This is a genomic window from Streptomyces sp. NPDC006463 (assembly GCF_042870715.1).
Lineage (GTDB): Bacteria > Actinomycetota > Actinomycetes > Streptomycetales > Streptomycetaceae > Streptomyces.
The window spans coordinates 260,908-277,431 of the sequence record NZ_JBIAHP010000006.1 but is presented as its reverse complement, the minus strand read 5'-3'; the positions used below and the strand labels follow the sequence as shown (position 1 = coordinate 277,431).

Sequence of the window (16,524 nt, the reverse complement as noted above, 5' to 3'; positions counted from 1 at the left end):
GCCCGACACGCGACCCGCGAACTGCGACCCGACTCGACCTCACGGCATGAACAAGGACTCGGTGGGACCAAGATGTCCAATGACGACGCAAGGCTTCTCGACTACCTCAAGCGGGTCACGGCGGATCTGCACCAGACCCGCCGCAGGCTTCAGGAGGTCGAGAACCAGGACCACGAGCCCATCGCCATCGTGGCGATGAGCTGCCGCTACCCCGGAGGCATCAGCACCCCGGACGACCTGTGGCAGCTCGTGGCCGAGGGCCGGGACGCCATCACCACCTTCCCCACCGACCGGGGCTGGGACCTCGACGGGCTCCGCGGCGACGAGCAGGAGAGCACCGAGTCCGGCAGCAGCTACGTCCACGAGGGCGGCTTCGTCCAGGACGTCGCCGGCTTCGACGCGGGCTTCTTCGGGATCAGCCCCAACGAGGCGCTGACCATGGACCCGCAGCAGCGGCTGCTGCTGGAGGTGTCCTGGGAGGCGATCGAGAGGGCCGGCATCGACCCGGTGTCCCTGCGCGGCAAGCCGGTCGGCGTGTTCGCGGGCTCCGGGATCCAGGACTACGAGTACCTGATCGGCGCGGCGGGCGAGGTCGCCGAGGCCTACATGACCACGGCCAACGCGGCCGCCGTCATATCCGGCCGGATCTCCTACACGCTCGGGCTGGAAGGCCCCGCCGTGACCGTCGACACGGCGTGCTCCTCCTCCCTCGTCTCCCTCCACCTGGCCGCCCAGGCCCTGCGGCAGCGGGAATGCTCGCTGGCCCTCGCCGGCGGCGTCATGGTGATGTCCACCCCGTCGCCGTTCATCGCGTTCAGCCGGCAGCGCGGCCTCGCCCCCGACGGCCGCTGCAAGGCCTTCGCCGAGGCGGCCGACGGCACCGGATGGTCCGAGGGCGCGGGCATGCTCGTACTCGAACGGCTGGCGGACGCGCGGCGGGGCGGCCACCCCGTGCTGGCCGTCGTGCGCGGCAGCGCCGTCAACCAGGACGGCGCCAGCAACGGCCTGACCGCCCCCAACGGCCGGGCCCAGCAGCGGGTCATCCGCCAGGCGCTCGCCAACGCCCGGATCCCGGCCACACAGGTGGACGTCGTCGAGGGGCACGGCACCGGTACGACGCTGGGCGACCCCATCGAGGCGCAGGCGCTGCTGGCCACGTACGGGCAGGACCGCCCCGAGGGACAGCCGCTGTGGCTGGGCTCCATCAAGTCAAACCTCGGGCACGCGCAGGCCGCCGCCGGTGTCGGCAGCGTCATCAAGATGGTCATGGCCCTGCGCAACGGAGTGCTGCCACAGACCCTGCACGTCGACGAACCGTCGAGCCACGTCGACTGGACCGCGGGCCAGGTCCGGCTGCTGGCCGAATCCCGTGAGTGGGCGCGCGCCGAGGACCGGCCGCGACGGGCCGGCGTCTCCGCGTTCGGAGTGAGCGGCACCAACGCCCACGTCATCCTGGAGGAAGCCCCCGCCGAGGAGCCGGCCGGGCCCGCCGGGCCCGCCGAGACGCCGCAGGAGCCGTCCGCCGCCGTCGTCGTACCGCTGCCCGCCGTCCTGCCCTGGCCGGTCTCCGGCCGCGACGCCCAGGCGCTCGCCGCCCAGGCGGGCCGGGTGCGCGCCCACGTCACGGCCGCACCGGAGCTCGGATCCGCGGACCTGGCCTACTCGCTCGCCACGAGCCGCGCGGCGCTCGACCACCGCGCCGTCGTCCTGGCGGACGGCCGGGACGCCGCGCTCGCCGGTCTCGCCGCGCTGGCCGAGGGGCAGCCGCACCCGGGTGTGGTGAGCGGGGTGGTGGCCAAGGGCCGGACGGCGTTCCTGTTCACCGGTCAGGGCGCGCAACGCCTCGGCATGGGACGGGAGCTGTACGAGTCCTTCCCGGTGTTCGCCGAGGCCTTCGACGCCGTGTGCGCGGAGATCGACCCGCATCTGGGGCGCTCGCTGCGTGAGGTGGTGTGGGGTGAGGACGCGGAGGCGCTGAACGCGACCGCGATCACCCAGCCCGCCCTGTTCGCCCTCGAAGTGGCCCTGTTCCGGCTGGTGGAAGCCTGGGGCATCACCCCCGACGCGGTCGCCGGGCATTCGATCGGTGAGCTGGCCGCCGCCCACGCCGTGGGCGTGCTGTCCCTCGCCGACGCGGCCCGGCTGGTCGTCGCCCGCGGGCGCCTGATGCAGGCCCTGCCCGCCGGCGGCGCGATGCTCGCCGTCCAGGCAACCGAGCAGGAAGTCCTCCCGCTGCTCACCGACGGCGTGGACATCGCCGCCGTCAACGGCCCCGAATCCGTGGTCGTCTCGGGAACCGAAGCCGCCGTCCTCGCGATCGGCGAACACTTCACCGCGGCCGGACGCAAGACCAGCCGCCTCGCCGTCTCGCATGCCTTCCACTCGCCCCTCATGGAGCCGATGCTCGACGCCTTCCGGGCCGTCGCGCAGGAGCTGACGTACGAGGAGCCGCGCATCGCAGTCGTGTCCACGGTGACCGGCGACCGCCCCGGCGCCCGCTGGCAGTCCCCGGACTACTGGGTCTCCCAGGTCCGTGAGGCCGTCCGCTTCGCCGACTCCGTCCGCGCCCTGGAACAGGAGGGCGTCACCCGCTTCCTGGAGATCGGCCCCGACGGCATCCTCACCGGACTCGCCCAGCAGAGCGCCGCCTTCGAGCAGGCGGTCCTCGTACCGGCCCTGCGCCGCAGCCGCCCCGAGCCCGAGGCCCTGGTCACCGCCGTGGCCCAGCTCTACACCTCCGGCACGGCCGTCGACTGGGAGGCCCTCTACGCCGGCACCGGCGCCCGCCGCGTCGACCTGCCCACCTACGCCTTCCAGCGCACCCGCTACTGGGTCGAGGGCACCGGCGCCCTCGGCGACCTCTCGGCAGCCGGCCTGGCCGCCGCCGGACACCCGCTGCTCGGCGCCGTGGTCTCCCTCGCCGATTCCGGCGGCGTGGTCCTGACCGGCAGGGTCTCCGTATCGGCCCAGCCCTGGCTCGCCGACCACGTCGTCGGCGACTCCGTGGTCTTCCCCGGCACCGGCTTCGTGGAGCTCGCCGTGCGCGCGGGCGACCAGGTCGGCTGCGAACTGCTCGAAGAGCTGATGCTCCAGGCGCCCCTGGTCCTGCCCGAGCGCGGCGCGGTCGCCCTCCAGGTCGAGGTCGGCGCCGCGGACGGCTCCGGGCGCCGACCGGTCAGCGTCCACTCGCGCCGGGACGACCAGCCCGACCAGCCGTGGACCCTGCACGCGGCGGGCGTCCTGGCCACCGCCGCGGACCCTGCCCTCGACTCCCTCGGCCTGGGCACCTGGCCGCCAGCCGCCGCCACCCCGATCGAGACGGACGGCGTGTACGAGGCGCTGGCCGAGGCCGGCCTCCCGTACGGCCCGGCCTTCCGCGGCCTCAGCGCAGCCTGGGCCGCCGGGACCGAGGTGTACGCCGAGGTCGCACTGCCGGAGCGGGCCCACGCCGACGCGGCCGCGTTCGGCCTGCACCCGGCGCTGCTGGACGCCTCGCTGCACGGCTCCGTCTTCACCGGCCTGTTCGCCGGGGCCCAGGGCCCGGTCCTGCCGTTCGTCTGGACGGGAGTGCGGCTGCACGCCTCCGGCGCCACCCGGCTGCGGGTGCGGATCGCCCCCGACGGCGCGGGCGCCATCGCCCTGTCCGTCGGCGACGAGACGGGCCGGCCGGTGCTGTCCGTGGACTCCCTGGTCCTGCGCGAGGTCTCCGCCGAGCAGCTCGCCGCCGCCCGCGCGGTCGCCCACGAATCCCTCTTCGCCCTCGACTGGACCGCGCTGCCCGCCCCCGCGGCCCCGGCGGCCGCACCGGCCGACTGGGACACCCTGCCCGCCGACGGGCCCGTACCCGAGACCGTCGTCCTGCGCTCGCTGCCCGGGTCCGACCCGGCGTCGGTGCGCGCCGCCACCGCCAGGGTGCTGGCCGTCCTGCAGAGCTGGCTCGCCGACGAGCGGTACGCCGCCTCGCGGCTGCTCGTCGCGACCTCCGGGGCCGTGGCCCGGCCCGGCGAGGACGTCACCGACCTGGCCGGTGCCGCCGTGTGGGGCCTGGTGCGTTCCGCGCAGGCCGAGAACCCGGGCCGGTTCCTCCTCACGGACCTCTCCGACCTCGCTGACACGCGGGAGGCCGCCGCCGCGGTGGCCGCCGACGAGCCCCAGACGCTCGTACGCGGCACGACCGTGCACGGCGCGCGCCTCGCCCGCCTCACCGACGACCCCGAGCGGCGCGTCCGGCCCGACTTCGGAAACGGCACCGTCCTGGTCACCGGCGCGACCGGCGCCCTCGGCCGCCTGGTGGCCCGGCAGCTGGTCGAGGCCCATGGAGTACGTAGCCTCCTGCTGGTCTCCCGGCGCGGTACGGATGCCCCGGGAGCCGTCGAACTCCGCGCCGAACTGCGCGGACTCGGGGCCGAGGCCACCGTCGCCGCCTGCGACGCGGGGGACCGCGACGCCCTCGCCGCGCTCATCACCGGCGTGCCGCTCACCGGCGTGGTCCACCTCGCCGGGGTGCTCGACGACGCGCTCGTCGCCTCGCTGACCCCGCAGAGCCTGGACACCGTACTCGCCGCCAAGGCCGACGCGGCGCTCCACCTGCACGAACTGACCCGGGGCCTGGAGCTGTCGGCCTTCGTGCTGTTCTCCTCCGCGACCGGCGTCCTGGGCGTGCCCGGACAGGGCAACTACGGAGCGGCGAACGCCCTGCTCGACGGGCTCGCCACCCACCGGCGCGCCCACGGCCTGCCCGCCCAGTCCCTCGCCTGGGGCCTGTGGGCGAGCGGCATGTCCGGCTCCCTGACCGACGCCGACCTCCAGCGGATGAGCCGCACCGGCATCGGCGCGCTCACCGCCGAGTACGGGGTGGACCTCTTCGACCGCGCCCTGACGGTCGACAACCCTCTCGTCGTGCCCATCCGCCTCGACGTGCGCACGCTCGCCGAGGCGGGCGAGGCCCTGCCGCCGCTCTTCCGCGGCCTGGTTCGCGTACGGGCGCGCAGGAGCGCCGTGTCGGCCCCCGAGGCGGCCGGCGCCCTGCGGGGCCGACTGGCCGGACTGGACCGGGAGGAGCGCACGGCCGTCCTGCTCGACCTGGTCCGTACGCAGGTCGCCGTCACGCTCGGATACCCGGGGGCGCACGCGGTCGACGAGACGCGGGCGTTCAGCGAGCTCGGCTTCGACTCGCTCACCGCGGTCGAGTTCCGCAACGCCGTCAGCGCCGCCGCCGACGTCCGGCTGCCCGCCACCCTCGCCTTCGACTACCCCAACCCGCGCGCCCTCGCCCGCCACCTCCTCGACGAACTCGACGGAGCCACCGGGCAGTCGGGCCCCGCGGCCACCGTGGTCCGGTCCGGCGCCGTCGACGACGACCCGATCGTGATCGTCGCCATGGCCTGCCGCTACCCCGGCGGCGTACGGACCCCCGAGGACCTGTGGCAGCTGGTCGCCGACGGCGTCGACGCCGTCTCCGGCTTCCCCGCCAACCGCGGATGGGACCTCGACCGCATCTACGATCCGACCGCCGAGCGGCCCCACACCAGCTACGCCCGCGAGGGCGGCTTCCTGCACGAAGCGGGCGAGTTCGACCCGGCCTTCTTCGGGATCAGCCCCAACGAGGCGGCCGTCATGGACCCGCAGCAGTTCCTGCTGCTGGAGACGGCCTGGGAGGTGTTCGAGCGCGCCGGGATCGACGCGGAGACCCTGCGCGGCAGTATGACCGGCTGCTACGCCGGGATGATGTACCACGACTACGCCGCCAACAACAGCACCGGAGCCATCGCCTCCGGGCGCGTCTCGTACGTGTTCGGCCTCGAGGGCCCGGCGGTCACCGTGGACACGGCGTGCTCGTCGTCGCTGGTCGCGCTGCACATGGCGGCGCAGGCGCTGAGGTCGGGGGAGTGCGATCTCGCCCTGGCCGGCGGCGTCGCCGTCATGGCCACCCCCGAGGTCTTCGTCGAGTTCAGCCGGCAGCGCGGCCTCGCCCCCGACGGCCGGTGCAAGTCGTTCGGTGTGAACGCGAACGGCACGGGCTGGGGCGAGGGCGCCGGAATGCTGCTCCTGGAGCGGCTTTCGGACGCCCGGCGCAACGGGCACCCGGTCCTGGCGACGGTGCGCGGTTCGGCGCTGAACCAGGACGGCGCGTCGAACGGTCTGACCGCGCCGAACGGGCCGTCGCAGCAGCGGGTGATCCGCCAGGCCCTGGCCAACGCGGGCCTCTCGGCGGCCGAGGTCGACGCGGTGGAGGCGCACGGCACCGGGACGACCCTGGGCGACCCGATCGAAGCGCAGGCGCTGCTGGCGACGTACGGCCAGGACCGACCCGAGGGCCAGCCCCTCTACCTGGGCTCCATCAAGTCCAACATGGGTCACACGCAGGCCGCGGCGGGTGTCGCGGGCATCATCAAGATGGTGATGGCGATGAGGCACGGTGTGCTGCCGCCGACCCTGCACGCCGAGGAGCGCTCGGACCAGATCGACTGGTCGGCGGGCGAGGTGGAACTGCTCACCGAGGCCCGGGAATGGCAGGCCGACGGCCGTCCGCGCCGGGCCGCCGTCTCCTCCTTCGGCATCAGCGGGACCAACGCCCACGTGATCGTCGAAGAGGTCCCCACCGCCCCGCAGCCCGCCGAAGCGGAGACCGGTGGCGAACCGCCCGTGGCTCCCTGGGTGCTGTCGGCGAAGTCCGCGAAGGCGCTGGCCGGCCAGGCCGAGCGGCTGCTCGCGGTGGCGGACGCTTACCGTCCTGAGGACATCGGGCACACCCTGGCCGCGGCGCGCAGCACGATGGAGCACCGGGCCGTGGTGGTGGGCGATCGCGAGAGCGCCCTCGCGGCCCTCGCGGCGGGCGAGGCCCACCCCGGCGTGGTCGCCGGACAGGCGCAGTCCGGTGGCCGGACTGCGTTCCTGTTCACCGGCCAGGGGGCACAACGCCTCGGCATGGGGCGGGAGTTGTACGAGTCCTGCCCGGTGTTCGCCGAGGCCTTCGACGCGGTGTGTGCGGAGATCGACCCGCATCTGGGGCGGCCGCTGCGTGAGGTGGTGTGGGGTGAGGACGCGGAGGCGCTGAACGCGACCGCGGTCACCCAGCCCGCGCTGTTCGCGCTTGAGGTGGCGTTGTTCCGGCTGGTCGAGGCGTGGGGTGTGAAGCCTGACGTGGTGGCCGGGCATTCGATCGGTGAGCTGGCGGCTGCGCATGTCGCCGGGGTGCTGTCGCTGGCGGATGCGGCGCGGCTGGTTGTGGCGCGTGGCCGTCTGATGCAGGCACTGCCCACGGGTGGCGCGATGCTCGCCGTGCAGGCCGCGGAGGAGGAGGTGCTGCCGCTGCTGACCGATGGTGTCGGTATCGCGGCGGTGAACGGTCCGCGGTCGGTGGTGGTCTCGGGTGTCGAGGCCGGGGTGCTGGCCGTGGGTGAGCACTTCGCGGCGGCCGGCCGCAAGACCAGCCGTCTGTCGGTGTCGCACGCGTTCCACTCGGCGTTGATGGACCCGATGCTGGACGAGTTCCGGGCTGTTGCCGATGAGTTGACCTTCAGCGCTCCTCGTGTGCCGGTCGTGTCCACGGTTTCGGGTGAGCTGACCGAGGCGTGGCAGTCGGCGGAGTACTGGGTCGGGCAGGTCCGTGAGGCGGTGCGCTTCGCCGACGCGGTGCTCGCGCTGGAGCAGCAGGGTGTGACCCGGTTCCTGGAGATCGGTCCGGACGGGATCCTGACCGGCCTCGCCGCGCAGAGCCTGGACGACGTCGTGCTCGTTGCGGCCGTGCGCAAGAACCGCCCCGAGCCCGAGGCGCTGATCACGGCTCTCGCCGAGCTCCACGTCCACGGCGCGGCCGTGGACTGGGCGGCGTCCTACGCCGGTACCGGGGCTCGTCGCGTCGACCTGCCGACGTACGCCTTCCAGCACACCCGCTACTGGATCGGCACCGAGGAGTACCTCGCCAACTCGTGGATCGGCGCCGGCAGCGGCAGCATGGCGACCGCGGGCCTGACCGATGCCGGGCACCCGCTGCTCGGCGCGGTCCTGCCCTCCCCGGACACCGACCTGGTGACCTTCACCGGCCGGCTGTCCGCGAGCACCCACGCCTGGATCGCCGATCACGAGGTCCTGGGGAACGTCCTGCTGCCCGGTACCGGCTTCGTGGAGCTGGCGGTACGCGCCGGCGACCAGGTGGGCTGCGACGTACTGGAGGAGCTGGCACTCCAGGCACCGCTGATCCTCCCCGAGCGCGGCGCGCTGACCGTACAGATGGTCGTCGGCGCGGCCGACGCCTCCGGGCGGCGGTCGGTGAGCGTCTACTCGCGTGCCGAGGACCGGCCGGACCTGCCGTGGACCCTGCACGCCGACGGCGTGCTCGCCACGCGCGCCGCAGCTCCCGGCTTCGACCTGGCCGCCTGGCCGCCTGCGGGAGCGGACGAACTGCCCCTGGACGGCGCGTACGAGGGCCTGCGCGAGCGCGGCTTCGGCTACGGTCCGACGTTCCAGGGCCTCAAGGCGGCCTGGCGGCAGGGCGACGTGCTCTACGCCGAGGTCGCGCTGCCGGAGCAGTCGCACGCCGAGGCCGCGGAGTTCGGACTCCACCCCGCTCTCCTGGACGCCGCCATGCACGCGGCACTGGTGAACGGCACCGGCGGCGACGAGACCGTACTGCCCTTCGTCTGGAAGGACATCACGCTGCACGCGGCGGGAGCCTCCGCCGTACGGGTGAGGATCACCCAGCCCACGCCGGAGAGCCTCTCGCTGCAGGTGGCCGATGCCACCGGTGCTCCGGTCGCCACCGTCGGCGCGGTCGTCGGCCGGTCCGTCTCCACGGAGCAGCTCGACGCGGGCGGAACCGATTCCCTCTTCCGCATCGCCTGGAACCCGCTGCCCGTGCCGGCCTCGGCCGAACCGCAGAGCCTGCCGGACGGCACGGTCGTCTTCGAGTGCGACCCGACGGACACGGACGTCCCGGCCGCCGTGCACGACCTGGCCGACCGGGCCTTGGCGGCGGTCCAGGACTGGCTGGCCGAGGAACGTCCCGAGGGCGCGGTGCTGGCCCTGGTCACGCGCGGAGCGGTGGCCGTGGGCGACGGTGAGGCCGTCGATGTGCGGCAGGCTCCGGTGTGGGGTCTGGTGCGCGCGGCGCAGGCGGAGAACCCCGGCCGGTTCGTGCTGATCGACACCGACGACTCGGTGGAGCTGGGCCGGGTACTTGCCCTGGGTGAGCCCGAGTCGGCCGTACGCGCCGGTGAGGTGTCGGTGCCGCGGCTGGCCAGGGTGACGGTGGACGACGGCGCGGAGCCGGTGTGGGACGCGGCCGGAACCGTCGTGATCACGGGCGGTACGGGCGGCCTGGGCGCCCTGGTGGCCCGCCACCTGGTGGCCGAGCACGGGGTACGGCACCTGCTGCTCCTGGGCAGGCGGGGCGCGGACACGCCCGGCGTCGACGGACTGCTGGCGGATCTCACCGGGGCGGGTGCCTCGGTCGCCGTCGCCGCGTGCGACGTGGCGGACCGGGACGCGCTCAAGGCGGTTCTGGACGGCGTGGATCCGGCGCACCCCCTGACGGGCGTGGTCCACGTGGCCGGAGTCGCCGACAACGGCGTCATCGGAGCCCTCACCCCCGAGCGCATGGACGCCGTCCTGCGCCCGAAGGCGGACGCGGCCTGGCACCTGCACGAGCTGACCCGGCACCTGGAGCTGTCGGCGTTCGTCATGTTCTCCTCCGCCGGCGGCCTGGTGCTGGCGGCCGGCCAGGGCAACTACGCGGCCGCCAACGTCTTCCTCGACGCGCTCGCCGCTCACCGCCGCGCCGAGGGGCTGGCGGCCACCGCGATGGCCTTCGGCCTCTGGGGCGTCAACACCGGCATGACCACCATGCTGGACCTGGCCGAGGAGCGCATGGCGGCCCAGGGCCTGCCCGCCCTCTCCCAGGCCGAGGGCCTGGCGCTGTTCAGCCTCTCCCTGCGCTCGGGACAGCCCGCCCTCGTCCCCCTGCGGATCGACACCAACGTCCTGCGCGGCCGGGCCGAAGAGCTTCCAGCCCTTCTCCGTGGCCTCGTACGCGTCCCGGTGCGCCGGGCCGCGCAGTCCGCGGACGGCGGCGACGGGCTCCTCGCACGGCTGGCCGGACTGGACGCCGACGGGCGGGCCGCGGCGCTCCTGGACCTCGTACGCGGCCAGGTCGCCGGTGTCCTCGGTCACGCCTCGCCGGACGCGATCGAGCCCGAGCGGGCCTTCAGCGAGCTGGGCTTCGACTCGCTCGCCGCCGTGGAGCTGCGCAACCGGCTCGGCTCGGCGACCGGGCTGCGGCTGCCCGCCACGCTGATCTTCGACTACCCGACCGCGCAGTCCGTGGCCGCCCACATCGGCGCCGAGGTGGCCGGCCGGGGCCACGCCGCACCCGTACCCACCCGCGCCGTGCCGGCCGTCTCCGGCGCACCGGACGTGGACGACCCGATCGTGATCGTGGGGATGGGCTGCCGCTACCCGGGCGGGGTGACCACTCCGGAGGAGCTGTGGGAACTCGTGGCCGGCGGCGTGGACGCCATCGGCGGGTTCCCGGCCGACCGGGGCTGGGACCCGGAGGTCTACGACCCGGAGCCGGGCACGCCCGGCCGGACGTACGCCCGTGAAGGCGGATTCCTCTACGACGCCGCCGAGTTCGACCCGGTGTTCTTCGGGATCAGCCCGAACGAGGCGCTGATGATGGACCCGCAGCAGCGGCTGCTGCTGGAGGTGTCCTGGGAGGCGATCGAGCGGGCCGGCATCGACCCGGCGGCCCTCAAGGGCAGTTCGACCGGTGTGTTCGCCGGTGTGATGTACCACGACTACGCCCTCGGCGTGGAGGCCGCGGCCAGCAGCGGCGGCAGCCTCGTCTCCGGCCGTACGTCGTACACGCTCGGCCTCGAAGGCCCCTCGGTCACCGTGGACACGGCGTGCTCGTCGTCGCTGGTCGCGCTGCACATGGCGGCGCAGGCGCTGAGGTCGGGGGAGTGCTCCCTCGCCCTGGCCGGCGGTGTCGCCGTCATGGGCACACCGGGCATGTTCGTGGAGTTCAGCCGGCAGCGGGGGCTCGCCCCCGACGGCCGGTCCAAGTCCTTCGCCGCCTCGGCCGACGGTGTCGCCTGGGGTGAGGGCGCGGGCGTCCTGCTCCTGGAGCGGCTCTCCGACGCGCGGCGGGCCGGCCACCCGGTGGTCGCCGTCGTCCGCGGGTCCGCCCTGAACCAGGACGGCGCGTCGAACGGTCTGACCGCGCCGAACGGTCCCTCGCAGCAGCGGGTGATCCGCCAGGCCCTGGCCAACGCCGGTCTTTCGGCGGCCGAGGTCGACGCGGTGGAGGCGCACGGCACCGGTACGACCCTGGGCGACCCGATCGAAGCGCAGGCGCTGCTGGCGACGTACGGCCAGGACCGACCCGAGGGCCAGCCCCTCTACCTGGGCTCCATCAAGTCCAATATGGGCCACACCCAGGCATCCGCGGGCGTCGCGGGCATCATCAAGATGGTCATGGCCATGCGCCACGGGACCCTGCCGAAGACCCTGCACGTGGACGCGCCGTCCGACCAGGTGGACTGGGCGGCGGGGAGCGTGGAACTGCTCACCGAGGCCCGGGAATGGCAGACCACGGACCGGCCCCGCCGGGCCGCCGTCTCCTCCTTCGGCATCAGCGGGACGAACGCCCACGTCATCGTCGAGGAGGCGCCGGAAGGCGCCGAGGCGCAGGCCGAACGGGCCGGGCTCCCGGCCCTGCCCTGGGTGCTGTCGGCCAAGACCCCGCAGGCCCTGGCAGCCCAGGCCGAGCGCCTGCTGGAGCGGGTCACTGACCTGCCGGAGAGCGACTCGACGGACATCGGCCTCTCACTGGTCTCCTCGCGCACCGCGTTCGCCCACCGGGCGGTGGTCGTGGGAACGGAGCACTCGGAGCTGCTGCGCGGCCTGACCGCGCTGGCCCAGGGCCGCAACGCACCCGCGGTGGTCCGGGACCTGGCGCGCCGCTCGGGAAAGACGGCGTTCCTGTTCACGGGGCAGGGTGCGCAGCGGCTGGGGATGGGGCGGGAGTTGTACGAGTCCTTCCCGGTGTTCGCCGAGGCGTTCGACGCGGTGTGTGCGGAGATCGACGGGCACCTGGGGCGGCCGCTGCGTGAGGTGGTGTGGGGTGAGGACGCGGAGGCGCTGAACGCGACCGCGGTCACCCAGCCCGCCCTGTTCGCCCTCGAAGTGGCCCTGTTCCGGCTGGTCGAGGCGTGGGGTGTGAAGCCTGACGTGGTGGCCGGGCATTCGATCGGTGAGCTGGCGGCCGCGCATGTCGCCGGGGTGCTGTCGCTGGCGGACGCGGCCCGGCTGGTGGTGGCGCGTGGCCGTCTGATGCAGGCACTGCCCGCCGGTGGCGCGATGCTGGCCGTGCAGGCCACCGAGGAGGAGGTGCTGCCGCTGCTGACCGATGGCGTCGGTATCGCGGCGGTCAACGGGCCCGAATCCGTGGTCGTTTCGGGTGTGGAGGCTGCGGTCCTCGCGCTCGGTGCGCATTTCGAGGCGGCGGGTCGCAAGACCAGCCGGCTGTCGGTGTCGCACGCGTTCCACTCGTCACTGATGGATCCGATGCTGGAGGAGTTCCGGGCCGTCGCCGGGGAGCTGGCGTACGGGGAGCCGCGGGTCGCGGCCGTCTCGACGGTGACGGGTGAGCGTTGCGGCGCGGACTGGCGGTCGCCCGAGTACTGGGTCGGGCAGGTCCGTGAGGCCGTCCGCTTCGCCGACGCCGTGCGCACACTGGAGCAGGAAGGCGTCACCCGCTTCCTGGAGATCGGGCCCGGCGGTGTCCTCACCGGTCTCGCCCAGCAGGTACTCGACGCCGAGCAGGCCGTCTCGGCGGCCGCTCTGCGCAAGGACCGACCGGAGCCCGAGTCGCTCGTCACCGCCCTCGCGCAGCTGCACGTGGCCGGGGTACGCGTCGACTGGGAGGCGTACTACGCCGGCACCGGCGCCCAGCGAGTCGACCTGCCCACCTACCCCTTCCAGCGCACCCGCTACTGGGTCGACGCCGCCAAGCCGGCCACCGATGCCGTCGCCGTCGGCCAGGACGCCCTGGACCACCCGCTGCTCGCGGCCGTCCTGCCGTCCCCCGACTCCGACGCGGTGACCTTCACGGCGAGGATCTCGCCGGACGCCCAGCCGTGGGTCGCCGACCACGCCGTGCACGGCAGCGTCCTGCTCCCCGGCACGGGCTTCGTGGAGCTCGCGCTGCAGGCCGGCGACCACGTCGGCTGCGACCTCCTGGAAGAACTCACCCTCCAGGCCCCGCTCGTGCTGCCGGAGCGCGGAGGCGTCGCCGTCCAGGTCGTCGTGGGCGAACCTGACGCCCGGGCCCGGCGCACCGTGCAGGTCTACTCGCGCCCGGAGAACAGGCCCGACGAGCCGTGGACCCGGCACGCCGACGGCTTCCTCGCCCCCGGCGCCACCGGGCCCGGCGACGGCCTCACCACGTGGCCGCCCACCGGCGCGGCCGAGCTGGACGCCGCCGAACTGTACGACCGGCTCCAGGAACGAGGCTTCGGCTACGGCCCTGTCTTCCAGGGCCTGACCGCCGCCTGGCGGCTGGGCGACGCCCTGTACGCCGAGATCGAGCTGCCCGAGCAGGCGCACGCCGACGCCGGACGGTTCGGGCTCCACCCGGCGCTGCTCGACGCCTCGATGCACGCGCTCGGCTTCGGCGGGCTCGGCGCCGAGGGGGACGAGGGGGTCGCGCTGCTCCCCTTCTCGTGGGCGGGCGTCACCCTGCACGCCGCGTCCGCGACCGCCGTACGGGTCCGCCTCGCGCCCGTCGAGGGGCAGCGCAACGCCGTACGCATCGACCTCGCCGACCCGGCCGGAGCCCCGGTGGCCTCGGTGGCCGCTCTGCAGCTGCGTCCGGTAGCCGCCGCGCAGCTGCCCGTCGGCGGCTTCCGCGACGCGCTCCTGGCCGTCGACTGGCAGCCGGTCGGTGGAGGTTCCGGACCGCGCGGAGCGTGGACGGTCGCGGGCCCCGGCCTGGAGATCGCCGGCGTTCCGGCGGCCCCCGGACTCGACGCGCTGGGCGCGCAGGGAGACGTGCCGGACACCGTGCTGCTGCCGGTCCTCGCGACCGGGCCCGGCGCGGGCCGTGAGGAGGACGTCCCCGCCGGGGTGCGGACCGCGGTCGCCGCGGCGCTCGCCGCCGTACAGCACTGGCTGGCCGAGCCCGCGTTCGCACAGTCGCGGCTGGTCCTGGTCACCCGGGCCGCGGCGGCCGTGGCCGACGGCGACCAGGTCGACGTACGGCAGGCCCCCGTCTGGGGGCTGGTGCGGGCCGCGCAGGCGGAGAACCCCGGCCGGTTCGTACTGCTCGACCTGGAGGAGGCCGAGGTGTCCCCGAAGGCGCTGGCCGCCGCGCTCGCCTCGGGCGAGCCGGAGCTCGCGATCCGGCAGGGCAAGGTCCTCGCGCCGCGCCTCACCCGGTCCGCGGCGGCAGGCGGCGACACGCCCTGGGACGCCGGGGGAACCGTCCTGATCACCGGCGGAACGGGAGGCCTGGGGGCGCTCGTCGCCAAGCACCTCGTGACCGCGCACGGAGTACGCCACCTGCTGCTGACCAGCCGGCGGGGACCGGCCGCGCCGGGCGCGGCCGGGCTGCGCGAGGAACTGGCCGCGCTCGGAGCCCAGGTGGACATCGCCGCCTGCGACGTGTCCGACCGCGCCGCCGTGGCCGCCCTGATCGACGGCATCGACCCGGCGCATCCGCTGCGCGGGATCGTCCACGCCGCCGGTGTGGCGCACAACGGCCTGGTGGGGGCGCTCACCCCGGAGCAGGTGGACACCGTACTGTCCGCCAAGGCGGACGCGGCCTGGCACCTGCACGAACTGACGGCCGGTCACGAACTTGCCGCGTTCGCGCTGTTCTCCTCGGCCGGCGGCCTGGTCATGGCCGCCGGACAGGGCAACTACGCGGCGGCGAACGTCTTCCTCGACGGGCTCGCGGCCCACCGCCGCTCGCAGGGGCTCGCGGCCACCTCGATGGCCTTCGGCCTGTGGGACACCGAGACCGGGCTGAGCCAGTGGCTCGGCGAGGCCGACCTCCAGCGGATGAGGCGCAGCGGAACGCCCGCCCTGTCCGAGGAGGAGGGCCTGTGGCTCTTCGACGCGGCGGTCGCGGCCGACGCCCCCGCCCTCGTACCGCTGCGGGTCGACCTGGGAGCCCTGCGGTCCCGTACCGACGAGGTGCCCGCGCTGCTGCGGGGCCTGGCACCCGCCGCGCGGCGCCGGGCCGGCGCCGCGGCCGGAGCCGCCGAGGCCGGTGCGCTGCGCGAGAAGGTCCGTGCGCTCGGCGGCGCCGAGCGCGAGAAGGCCGTACTCGAAGCGGTGCTCACCCACGCCGCCGAGGTCCTCGGACACGTCGACGCGAGCGCGGTCGACGCCGAGGCGGGCTTCCTGGAAGCCGGATTCGACTCGCTGACGGCGGTCGAACTGCGCAACCGGCTGAACGCGGCGTCCGGACTCTCCCTGCCGGCCATGGTGGTCTTCGACAGCAAGAACCCGCTGGCCTTGGCCCGGCTCGTCGCCGAGCGGCTGGGCGCCGCCCCCGGGGAGCCCGGGCAGGCCGACGCGCCGTCGGCGCAGGCCGACGACCGGCTCGACGACACGCTGTACGGGCTGTTCCTCGACGCGATCATGTCGGGGAACCTCCAGCCCGGCCTGGCGATGCTGCGGTCCGTGGCCGCGCTGCGGCCCGCCTTCGGCTCGGCGGCCGACCTGGCGGAACTGCCCGCGGCGGTGTCCTACGGGGCCCGCTCCCGGCCGCAGGGCGAGGACGCGAAGGCGCCCCGGCTGATCTGCCTCAGCACGCCGACCGTGGCGGGCGGAGTGCACCAGCACGCGCGGCTCGCGGCCCGGCTCTCGATGCCCGTCTCCGGTATCCCCACCCCCGGATTCGGACGCGGGGAGGCACTGCCGGAGTCGTTCGAGGCGGCGGTGGACGTCCTCGCCGAAGCCGTGCTGCGCACCGCGGGCGGGGAGCCGTTCGCCCTGCTCGGCTTTTCCTCGGGCGGCCTGCTCGCCCACGCCACCGTGGCCCGCCTGGAGCGGGTGCACGGGGTGCGGCCCGCCGGGCTGGTCCTGCTGGACACCTACTACATGGGCGAGACCAACGACGCGATCTTCGACCAGATGGCCTTCGCCGTCCCCGGCAAGGCGGCCACCCTCGGCAACTTCAGCAGCGCCGAACTCTCCGCGATGGGGCGGTACGTGGAGCTCCTGCCGCAGTTCCGGCAGGACGCCATCGAGGCGCCGGTGCTCTTCGTCCGGGCCGGGGACCTCTTCGAGATGGGGGAGGACGCGGAGATCGCGCCCGACGCCGACTGGCAGGCCGACTGGGACGGCGCGGACACCGTGGCGACCGTGCCCGGCACGCACTTCACCATCGTCGAGCAGCACGTCGACACGACGGCCCCGGTCATCGACCGCTGGCTGACGGACCTCAAGGAGCGGATCTCCTGATGAGCCGGACGACGACCGAACCGAACGAGACGACCGAACCGAACGGGACGA

1 protein-coding gene is annotated in these 16,524 nt (G+C 74.6%); it reads left to right on the top strand.

The features are described 5' to 3' along the window. Positions 1 to 72 precede the first annotated feature (72 nt). Complete coding sequence (locus ACFYOB_RS14010) at positions 73 to 16,473, top strand: SDR family NAD(P)-dependent oxidoreductase (RefSeq protein ID WP_388559332.1); 16,401 nt, start codon at positions 73 to 75, stop codon at positions 16,471 to 16,473. Positions 16,474 to 16,524 lie beyond the last annotated feature (51 nt).

Coding starts and splice junctions, on each gene's coding strand:
- ACFYOB_RS14010 (WP_388559332.1), top strand. CDS start 73: ATGTCCAATGACGACGCAAGGCTTCTCGACTACCTCAAGCGGGTCACG.